This window comes from Aestuariivita sp. (assembly GCF_049276915.1).
Lineage (GTDB): Bacteria > Pseudomonadota > Alphaproteobacteria > Rhodobacterales > Rhodobacteraceae > Aestuariivita.
In genome coordinates, this window is sequence record NZ_JBASXK010000094.1 from 1 (window position 1) to 8,501 (window position 8,501).

General features: G+C 58.8%; 11 protein-coding genes and 1 tRNA gene. 8 read left to right on the forward strand and 4 right to left on the reverse strand.

The genetic code is table 11. The features are described from left to right. The 3 genes from WAO69_RS10005 to WAO69_RS10015 form a co-directional block, all read right to left on the reverse strand. On the reverse strand, window positions 1-305 hold a 305-nt coding region (locus WAO69_RS10005; RefSeq protein WP_422178593.1), incomplete at its 3' end, for an ATP-binding cassette domain-containing protein. Between the two features lie 72 nt (window positions 306-377). After that, the gene (locus WAO69_RS10010; protein ID WP_422178595.1) at window positions 378-1,118 is read right to left on the reverse strand and encodes a GNAT family N-acetyltransferase; all 741 of its coding nucleotides are present in this window, start codon (window positions 1,116-1,118) and stop codon (window positions 378-380) included. 91 nt (window positions 1,119-1,209) lie between these two features. Beyond that, a complete protein-coding gene (locus WAO69_RS10015; RefSeq protein ID WP_422178597.1) occupies window positions 1,210-1,677 on the reverse strand; it encodes an outer membrane protein assembly factor BamE in 468 nt (155 codons plus the stop codon). 182 nt (window positions 1,678-1,859) lie between these two features. On the opposite strand from WAO69_RS10015, the gene WAO69_RS10020 reads away from it, so the two are divergent. The 8 genes from WAO69_RS10020 to WAO69_RS10055 all read left to right on the forward strand — a co-directional run bounded on the left by WAO69_RS10020 (window position 1,860) and on the right by WAO69_RS10055 (window position 7,325). After that, window positions 1,860-2,312, forward strand: a complete 453-nt coding sequence (locus WAO69_RS10020) for a YceD family protein (protein ID WP_422178599.1) — start codon at window positions 1,860-1,862, stop codon at window positions 2,310-2,312. 199 nt (window positions 2,313-2,511) lie between these two features. Next, window positions 2,512-2,718, forward strand: coding sequence for a 50S ribosomal protein L32 (gene rpmF, locus WAO69_RS10025; RefSeq protein ID WP_422178601.1), 207 nt, complete (start codon window positions 2,512-2,514; stop codon window positions 2,716-2,718). 24 nt (window positions 2,719-2,742) lie between these two features. Next, window positions 2,743-3,867, forward strand: coding sequence for a phosphate acyltransferase PlsX (plsX, locus tag WAO69_RS10030; RefSeq protein WP_422178603.1), 1,125 nt, complete (start codon window positions 2,743-2,745; stop codon window positions 3,865-3,867). A gap of 15 nt (window positions 3,868-3,882) precedes the next feature. Further along, window positions 3,883-4,854: a beta-ketoacyl-ACP synthase III gene (locus WAO69_RS10035; protein ID WP_422178605.1), complete on the forward strand. Its 972-nt coding sequence runs from the start codon at window positions 3,883-3,885 to the stop codon at window positions 4,852-4,854. Window positions 4,855-4,948: 94 nt separating this feature from the next. Next, on the forward strand, window positions 4,949-5,251 hold the full coding sequence (gene ihfA, locus WAO69_RS10040) for an integration host factor subunit alpha (protein ID WP_422178607.1): 303 nt from the start codon (window positions 4,949-4,951) through the stop codon (window positions 5,249-5,251). Window positions 5,252-5,266: 15 nt separating this feature from the next. Further along, window positions 5,267-6,025: a MerR family transcriptional regulator gene (locus tag WAO69_RS10045; RefSeq protein WP_422178609.1), complete on the forward strand. Its 759-nt coding sequence runs from the start codon at window positions 5,267-5,269 to the stop codon at window positions 6,023-6,025. A gap of 88 nt (window positions 6,026-6,113) precedes the next feature. Continuing rightward, window positions 6,114-6,190, forward strand: a tRNA-Pro gene (locus WAO69_RS10050). Window positions 6,191-6,245: 55 nt separating this feature from the next. Beyond that, window positions 6,246-7,325 carry a 2'-deoxycytidine 5'-triphosphate deaminase gene (locus WAO69_RS10055; protein WP_422178611.1) on the forward strand — a complete coding sequence of 360 codons (1,080 nt, stop codon included), beginning with the start codon at window positions 6,246-6,248 and terminating at the stop codon, window positions 7,323-7,325. Between the two features lie 139 nt (window positions 7,326-7,464). Here WAO69_RS10055 and WAO69_RS10060 read toward each other — a convergent pair. Next, a protein-coding gene (locus WAO69_RS10060) for an IS630 family transposase (RefSeq protein WP_422178613.1) occupies window positions 7,465-8,423 on the reverse strand; the annotation gives its coding sequence in 2 pieces (ribosomal slippage) (window positions 7,465-8,079 and window positions 8,082-8,423; 957 coding nt in all). Window positions 8,424-8,501 lie beyond the last annotated feature (78 nt).

Genomic DNA, 8,501 nt, shown 5'->3' on the forward strand with positions numbered 1-8,501 from the left:
ACCTTGTAGAGTTCACCCGGCTCTAGCCCGTGGGCGGCAAACTCGCCCAAAGTCGCAAACCCGCTCATATCCGGGTCCTGCTCCATATAGCCGACAGACTGGCCCGGCGGGACGATCACCTGTCCACGATCCGGTTCGACAAGCCCCGCCATGACCTTCATCAATGTGGATTTGCCCGATCCGTTGCGCCCCACCAGGGCGACACGATCACCCGGCTGGATAACCGCATCAAGGCCATCAAAGACCGGCTCTCCGCCAAAGGTCAGAGAGATATCGCTCAGTTGTAAAAGAGGAACACGCGCCATGCTGCGCTGCTATCGTTGCCATCCGTAAACGTCAAGAATTGCTGCTTCTTTCTGGTCTGAAATACCCAGATCCTATCCGATGACTGCGCGCAGCAACCGTTTTCGGGAATCGGGAATCGCCCCGATTTCCAGCCCGGTGAACACATGCAGCGTGTTCATTTGCCGATCCACCACCGCATGGTCGCTGACCCACCCTCCCATGATCAGATAGGTTCTCAGCAGAGGCGGCATCCGCAGCATGGCCTTTTTGGTGTCCGGCTTGCGCCTCAGACGGGCCGCATAGCGAAACACATCCGGGGCCTTCACCCTTGGCAGCCAGCGCTTGGGAGCAAGATGGCGCGCCTTGAGCATGGCAAACGCATCCAGATACTGGGCCGTCTCGGTGCCGGCAAAGGACGAGCATCCAAACAGCATCTCGACCCGGTTTTCATCCACAAAAGCGGTCATCGCCCCCCAGGCGATACGCAGAATATCCGGGTCATGCCAATCGGGATGGATACAGAACCGCCCCATCTCGACCATACGTCCTTCAAATCCCTCCAGCGCCTCCAGATCATAAAACTGCGCGGAATAGCTGCGGGCAAGCTCGGCCCCACCTTCCAGCATGAGCATGCGAAAGCAACACACCAGCGCGTCGGATGCCAGATCATGAACCAGAATATGCGCGCAGCACGTGTCAAAGTGATCCCAGTCAGGGCTGTCTGTCCGAAACGCCAAGGTTCGCAATTGCTGCGCTGCCTGCCGGTCATGCGCCGTGTCGGCCAGTCGGGCACCATAGCGCCCCCGGCTCAGCATGGGCATTCGTATCTGCATGATCGTTCCCGTGCCTGTCCCTTGGACAAAAACCTAGCGCACAGGAACCCGTGCGCACAAGCCGTGACATGCGCGCGCGACTCGGGCCGATTTACTCGAGGAACTGACCCGGATTGAAGTTACCGAGATTTCCAAGCAACTGACGCAGGAAGCCATCATTTGAAACCGAGCTTTCCGTGACCCGGCGCGAGATGCGCACCGGACGCCCGTCTTCCAGGTCAAAGCGTTCGATATTCTCGACAACGCCTGTGGAGGAAAAACTGATCGCCACAAGCTCGCGCGAAATCACCTGGGGTTCGCGCAGGCCCTGATGGCGCACGCGCGAGCGCACATAGTAATAGCCGCCATTATTCAGTATCCCCGCCGAGGATGGCGTTCCCACGGATTCAGCCACACTGTCGCGGGTATCGACACCCACAACGACTTCGGCCAGATCGTCTTCGGACGGCACATAACCGTGATTTCGGTATGTCGCCGTGCAGGCTGCCAGCCCGCCAACCAACACAAGGCCTAGACCAAAACGGGCCATCCGTCGCATATGCTGTGGCAGTCTTGTCATGTCTGGCCCCTTGCCTCGTCTTGCCATGGCTCGTATCCCGATTACAGAAGGAACACCTTCTGATCAAGAAACGAAAGCACAAACTGATGTCCGCATCTGCACCTTTCCAATCTGTGTACCGCATCGCAGATCTGTCTCAGTCCAGGCCTACAGCCTTTTCGCTGGTGCCGGACAGTGCCGACATGAAAACCATATCAGACATGCTGGGCTTGAGCGGGTTGCGCAAACTGCGCTTTGTCGGTGAGATCAACGCGCAGGGTAAATCAGACTGGCGCATTGATGCTCAATTGGGCGCAACAGTCGTGCAACCCTGTGTGGTCACGCTCGAGCCGGTCTCTACCCGGATCGACCAACCGGTAACCCGGCTGTATCTGGCCGCATATGAGGAACCCGAAGGCTCGGAAGTGGAAATGCCCGAGGATGACACGGTCGAACCACTTCCCAAGGAAATCGACCTGAGCGCCGTGATGATCGAAGCGCTGGCGCTGCATATCCCGACCTATCCGCGCGCATCAGATGCGGGGCTGGACCAGACGGTTTTTACGGAACCCGGCAAATCGCCGCTGACGGACGATGATGTGCGCCCGTTTGCCGGCCTCGCGGCTCTGCGCGGCAAACTGGGTGACGGCGAGTGAAGTTGAGCCGGGGATCAAAACAAAAAACCGGTTGCGGAATGAAAGAATCTGCGTATTTTCGCGCCTTCACCGGATTTAGGGTTGGACAAAGTACAGGCTCAGGCCTAAACGCTCGTCACTCCATATCGGAAACGAAATAGAAATCACGCCGCGCGGGTCCACCGGGACGCATGCAGGCCCGAACATGATAGGTTGAGACATGGCTGTCCAACAGAACAAAGTATCGAAATCGCGTCGCAACAACCGTCGTGCACATGACGCGCTGGTCGCTGCGAATCCGAACGAATGCCCGAACTGTGGTGAGCTCAAACGCCCGCATCACGTCTGCGCCTCCTGCGGCCACTATGGCGAGAAAGAAATCATCGCCCAGGCCGATGAGATCGATCTGGACGAAGACGCGGCATAAGACGCGGCTCTCACGGGCAAATGCATGATGGCTTCGCCCGAGCATAAATCGGCAGACCCGAGACGGATTATCATCTCGGTTGATGCCATGGGCGGAGACGCCGGGCCCGCGGCTGTTGTCGCGGGCATTGCGCTTTCTGCGCATAAGAACCCCGATATCGGCTTTCTTCTGCACGGCCCCGAGGACATGCTGCGTCCCATGGTGATGCGCAAGCGCGGGTTGCTTGACCGCGTCGAGTTCTGCGACGCCCCTCACGTGGTGACCATGCAGGACAAGCCCAGCCACGTGATGCGCAACGGCAAGGCCACGTCGATGTGGTCCACCCTGGAAGCGGTACGTGAAGGCAAGGCCACCGTGGCGGTGTCTTGCGGAAATACCGGCGCACTGATGGCGCTGTCGGTCATCCGACTGCGTAAACTGCCAGGTATCAACCGTCCGGCCATCGCGATTTTGTGGCCCTCTCGCAATGTCCAAGGCTTTAACGTGATGCTGGACGTTGGGGCAGATATCCGCGCCGATGCTCAGGATCTGTTGCAATACGCATTGATGGGTGCCTCTTACGCGCGCAACGGCATGGACCTGCCCCGCCCGCGCGTCGGCCTTCTGAATGTCGGCACGGAAGAGCACAAAGGCCGCCCCGAACTGAAGGAAGCCTATGAGCTGATCGGCTCATTCGCCACAAAGGCGAATTTCGATTTCGTCGGCTTTGTCGAAGGTGGCGATATTCCCGGCTCGGTCTGTGACGTGATCGTGACCGATGGGTTTACCGGCAATGTCGCATTGAAGACCGGGGAAGGCACAGCCAGCCTGATCGGCGATCTGCTGCGCGAAGCGTTCCAGTACACACCGCTGTCGCGTCTGGCCTCCCTTCTCGCATTGACGTCACTCAAACGGCTGAAGAAACGTATCGACCCGCGCCGTGTGAATGGCGGCGTGTTTCTGGGCCTGAATGGCACGGTGGTCAAATCACATGGCGGCGCAGATGCCACGGGCATCTCTGCTGCGGTCAAACTGGCTTTCCAATTGGCGCAGTCAGGCTTTTCCAAAAAGCTTGCCGCACGGGTTGCATCTGCTGCAGCACTTGCTCAGGATGTCACTGATACGCCCGCAGTTGGAAAACAGCCGGGCCAACAAGAACAAGAGTCATAAAGGACAGGCATCCCGATGACACGACGCGCCGTCGTGGTTGGCGTAGGCCACTACCTCCCGGAACGGATCGTTCCCAATAGTGAATTCGAGAAAACGCTGGATACCAGCGATGAATGGATTCGTTCACGCTCTGGCATCGCACGGCGCCATTTTGCCGCCGAGGGTGAAACCACATCCGATATGGGTACCCATGCCGCCAAGAACGCCCTTGAAGATGCAGGTCTTCTGCCCGCAGATATCGACGCGGTGATCGTGGCAACGTCGACGGCCGATCTCACTTTCCCGTCCGCTGCCACGATGGTGCAGGCCGCACTTGGAATGACGCATGGGTTTGCCTTTGACGTGCAGGCTGTCTGTGCCGGTTTCACCTATGCGCTGGCCAATGCCAATGCGCTGATTCTGTCAGGCCAGGCCGAGCGTGTTCTGGTGATCGGTGCCGAGACCTTCAGCCGAATCATGGATTGGACGGATCGTTCGACCTGCGTGCTGTTTGGCGATGGCGCGGGCGCGCTGGTGCTGGAAGCGCAGGAAGGCAACGGCACATCTGATGACCGCGGTATCCTTGCGACCGATCTGAACTCGGACGGGCGCTACAAGGATCTGCTTTATGTCGATGGTGGCGTCTCGACCCAGTCGACGGGCTTTTTGCGCATGCAAGGCAATCAGGTGTTCCGCCATGCTGTCGAAAAACTGGCCTCGACCGCCCAAACCGCCCTTGAAAAAGCGGGTTTGAGCGCGGCTGACATTGATTGGATCGTACCGCATCAGGCCAACATTCGCATCATTCAGCGCACAGCCAAGAAGCTTGGGCTGTCGATGGACAAGGTTGTCGTGACCGTTGAAGACCACGGAAACACCTCTGCAGCCTCGATTCCCCTGGCCCTGTCGGTGGGCAAGGAACGCGGTCAGATCAAGCGTGGAGACCTTGTCGTAACCGAGGCGATTGGCGGTGGTTTGGCCTGGGGCGCGGTTGTGCTGCGCTGGTAGCGCGCGAAACCCCGCAAATTCAAGCCCTTGCGGGACAGGCTTATTGACTCTGAAACCTTTGACCCCCTATCGTTCCTGAAAAACGGGGAACAAGATGGGTGAAAAAACAATTACGCGCATGGATCTGAGCGAAGCCGTGTTTCGCGAAGTCGGATTGTCTCGCAACGAAAGCGCGCAACTTGTCGAATCGATGTTGAATCATATGTCCGACGCACTGGTGCGTCAGGAACAGGTGAAGATATCCTCTTTCGGAACCTTCAGCGTACGAGAAAAATCTGCGCGCGTGGGTCGCAACCCCAAGACGGGGGAAGAGGTTCCAATCCAGCCGCGCCGCGTACTGACTTTCCGGCCGTCGCATCTGATGAAAGATCGCGTCGCGGCAGGGAACAAGAAGTAAAGCAGGACATGTCTCATGGATAAGTCGCCCGATGCCTTCCGCACGATCAGTGAGGTGGCAGATTGGCTTGGCGTACAGACCCATGTTCTGCGCTTCTGGGAAAGCAAGTTCTCGCAGGTGAAACCGGTGAAACGCGCAGGCGGGCGACGCTATTACCGGCCAAGCGATATGGCGCTTTTGGGCGGCATCAAAAAGCTGCTTCACGATGATGGCGTGACCATCAAGGGCGTCCAAAAAATGCTTCGTGAACAAGGGGTTCAGCATATCTCTTCATTCTCGCAGCCGCTTGATTTGCATGCAGAGATCGAAGCTGAGACGATCGAGGTCTACCCCGAAGATCTGCTGGGTGAAAACGTCGTTCCCTTCCAGACCCGTCCCGAGGACGGCGGCGCAGACGGCGCAAGCCAGGAGACACCCAAGGCAGAAACCACTGCCTTGAGCGAGCCAGAATCGCCGGTGGCAGCAAGCGTGCAGGACTCTGAACCTGCGGGCGACGCTCAGCCGCTCTCGGAAGCTGCGGCAGAACCCGAAGCTTCTCCGCTTCCGGCATTCCTGACGCATCCGATGGGCGGAAACGAGTCTCCCAAACCGGCCAAACCCAGGCAGGTCGAAGCCCCCGACCCTCCGATGGAGGACGATATCGCCGTGACCCCCGGGACCCTGTACCACCTGCGCGGCGTCAAAGCCCTGGACAGCGAGACAGCGCGCGCCATGGCACCGCTGATCGGGCGACTTGCGGTGCTGCGTGACCGCCTTGCCGGGTCTGCCGGTTAGCTGGACCAAAAGCGGTTTTCCTCGTTGACGGATTTCAAGTGATTCCCCCTTGCCCCCGGAGCCAAAACCGCTATGAACGCTCACAAGTCGGGCTATGGCGCAGCCTGGTAGCGCGTCCGTCTGGGGGACGGAAGGTCGCAGGTTCGAGTCCTGCTAGCCCGACCAAATCACCCTCCCTTGGCACTCCTCACGCGCACCAGACCTCAGCGGAGGATGTGATATGACAGGCGTCTCCCCAAATCAGCATATCGAAAAAATGATCTCTTCGGGACAGATCTCGGCGTCTCCCGCGATTGATCCGGCTCAGATCCAGCCCGCCAGCCTCGATCTGCGGCTTGGAACGGTGGCATATCGCGTGCGCGCGTCCTTTCTGGCGGGCGACGGTCAAAGCGTCACCGATCGCCTGCGCGAATTCGAGATGCACCGGATCGACCTGTCAGGGGGCGCGGTTCTGGAAAAGGGCTGCGTCTATCTTGTACCGCTGATGGAGAGCCTTGATCTTCCTGCTGACGTAACCGCCGTGGCCAATGCAAAAAGCTCGACCGGACGTCTTGATCTGCTCACGCGCACGATCATCGATGGCGGTGTTGAATTCGACCGCATTCCGGCAGGTTATACCGGCCCGCTTTATGCGGAAATCTGCCCGCGCTCTTTCTCGGTTCTGGTGCGCCCGGGGATGCGGCTCAACCAGATCCGCTTTCGCTCGGGTCAATCCGTGCTGAGCGACGATGCTTTGCGCGCGCTGCATGCCGAAAGCCGCCTAGTGGATGGCGAAGCGGTGATCGAACAAGGCCTTGGTTTTTCTGTCGATCTTGCGCTGCCCGACACCACGTTGGTGGGTTATCGCGCCAAACCCCACACAGGGGTGATCGATCTGGAACGCATCGGGTTTTACGATCCGGCGGAATACTGGGAAGAGGTGCACACCTCTGAGGGTCGTATCATTCTGGATCCCGGCGCATTCTACATTCTTGTGAGCCGTGAGGCCGTGCATATTCCACCGGAGTACGCTGCCGAAATGGCCCCCTACCTTGCGATGGTCGGAGAGTTCAGGGTCCATTATGCCGGTTTTTTTGATCCCGGTTTCGGACATGACGCAGCCGGTGGTGCCGGCTCGCGTGGTGTGCTCGAAGTCCGTTGCCACGAAGCTCCCTTTGTTCTTGAACACGGGCAAGTGGTCGGGCGGCTTGTTTATGAGCGCATGGCCGAGGTGCCCACTCAACTCTATGGCCGTGAAATCGCGTCCAATTATCAGGGACAGGGCCTGAAGCTCTCCAAGCATTTCAAAACACCCGGATAGAAACTCCCGAATTCCTTGGACGGCAGGGATGTACCGGGCAAGGGTACATCCTTCCCCAACTGCAATCTGGCAAAACACGTATAAACCCGCCCGCATGATGCAGGCAGGTTTACAAGATCTGGCTTAAAGCGTCCCGTCTTTAACCTGAGACATATCCGGCAGCCTTGAAGTAGTTCCAGCATTCCTGGGGCGAATAGAGATCGCATATCTCGGCGATGGCCTCGAACATGTCGGTGAATGTCCGCGCGCCGATCCGTCTGAGGTGTGCTTTGAGCTTCGAGAAGGCCATTTCGATGGGATTGAGGTCAGGACTGTAGGGCGGGAGGAAGAGGAACCAGCACCCGGCATTCTTCATCGCGTTGGCAGCGGCGGCGTTCCTATGTGTGGCGAGGTTGTCGAGAATGACCACGGTGCCGGGAGCCAGCTCTGGTATCAGCACCTTCTCGACGTAAGCTGCGAAGGCCGGGCCATCCATTGCGCCCTTGATCACCCACGGCGCGATCATGGCCTCGGCGGTAAGGCCAGCGATGAACGTCTGTGTTCCCCATGACCCGAATGGTGCGTCCATGGCTAGGCGAGCCCCGCGCGGTGCCCATCCTCTGAGACGGGTCAGGTTCGTTTTCACCGAGGTTTCATCAATAAAGACAACGCGCTCGGGCTGAACCGACACCGCCGGAATGCGATGCCTGAACCAGTGCTCGCGTTGCTGCCTTACTTTTGCTCGACGGCGCTCGGCGGCGACCAGCGACTTTTTTTATGCGTATAGCCAAGCTTGCGGAGAAATTTGCCAATCGCGTTCGGGTGCGCCCGCACACCGGTCGCATCATGCAATGCAGAGGCCAGTTCCGGCATCGTGATGTCGCCATCCTGCTCGATAACTTCAGCGAAGAAGCTGCGGTGCGGATCAAGTTTTCCCTTGCCCTTGGGACGACCTTGAGGAGCCGCGCGGATCTGCCCGGTACGTCGGATCGCAAGCCTCCACCGCGCCCCGGTGGCCGGCGAAAGCTTCAAGCGCAACGCTGCCGCGCGCCCGCTTAACCCTTCCTCAACCAACTTCTGAAATCGCGCCCGTAGCGCTTCCGGCAAAGGTGCTGACATGATCCATCCTCCCAAACAGGATGAATCACAGATCAGGCTTCAAGGGAATCCTTACGATTCAGGTTTTCGGCGGGACGC

Excerpts from the sequence above, each read along its gene's own strand:
- WAO69_RS10010 (WP_422178595.1), bottom strand. The coding sequence starts at position 1,118 with ATGCAGATACGAATGCCCATGCTGAGCCGGGGGCGCTATGGTGCCCGA.
- WAO69_RS10015 (WP_422178597.1), bottom strand. The coding sequence starts at position 1,677 with ATGACAAGACTGCCACAGCATATGCGACGGATGGCCCGTTTTGGTCTA.
- WAO69_RS10020 (WP_422178599.1), top strand. The coding sequence starts at position 1,860 with ATGAAAACCATATCAGACATGCTGGGCTTGAGCGGGTTGCGCAAACTG.
- rpmF (WP_422178601.1), top strand. The coding sequence starts at position 2,512 with ATGGCTGTCCAACAGAACAAAGTATCGAAATCGCGTCGCAACAACCGT.
- plsX (WP_422178603.1), top strand. The coding sequence starts at position 2,743 with ATGATGGCTTCGCCCGAGCATAAATCGGCAGACCCGAGACGGATTATC.
- WAO69_RS10035 (WP_422178605.1), top strand. The coding sequence starts at position 3,883 with ATGACACGACGCGCCGTCGTGGTTGGCGTAGGCCACTACCTCCCGGAA.
- ihfA (WP_422178607.1), top strand. The coding sequence starts at position 4,949 with ATGGGTGAAAAAACAATTACGCGCATGGATCTGAGCGAAGCCGTGTTT.
- WAO69_RS10045 (WP_422178609.1), top strand. The coding sequence starts at position 5,267 with ATGGATAAGTCGCCCGATGCCTTCCGCACGATCAGTGAGGTGGCAGAT.
- WAO69_RS10055 (WP_422178611.1), top strand. The coding sequence starts at position 6,246 with ATGACAGGCGTCTCCCCAAATCAGCATATCGAAAAAATGATCTCTTCG.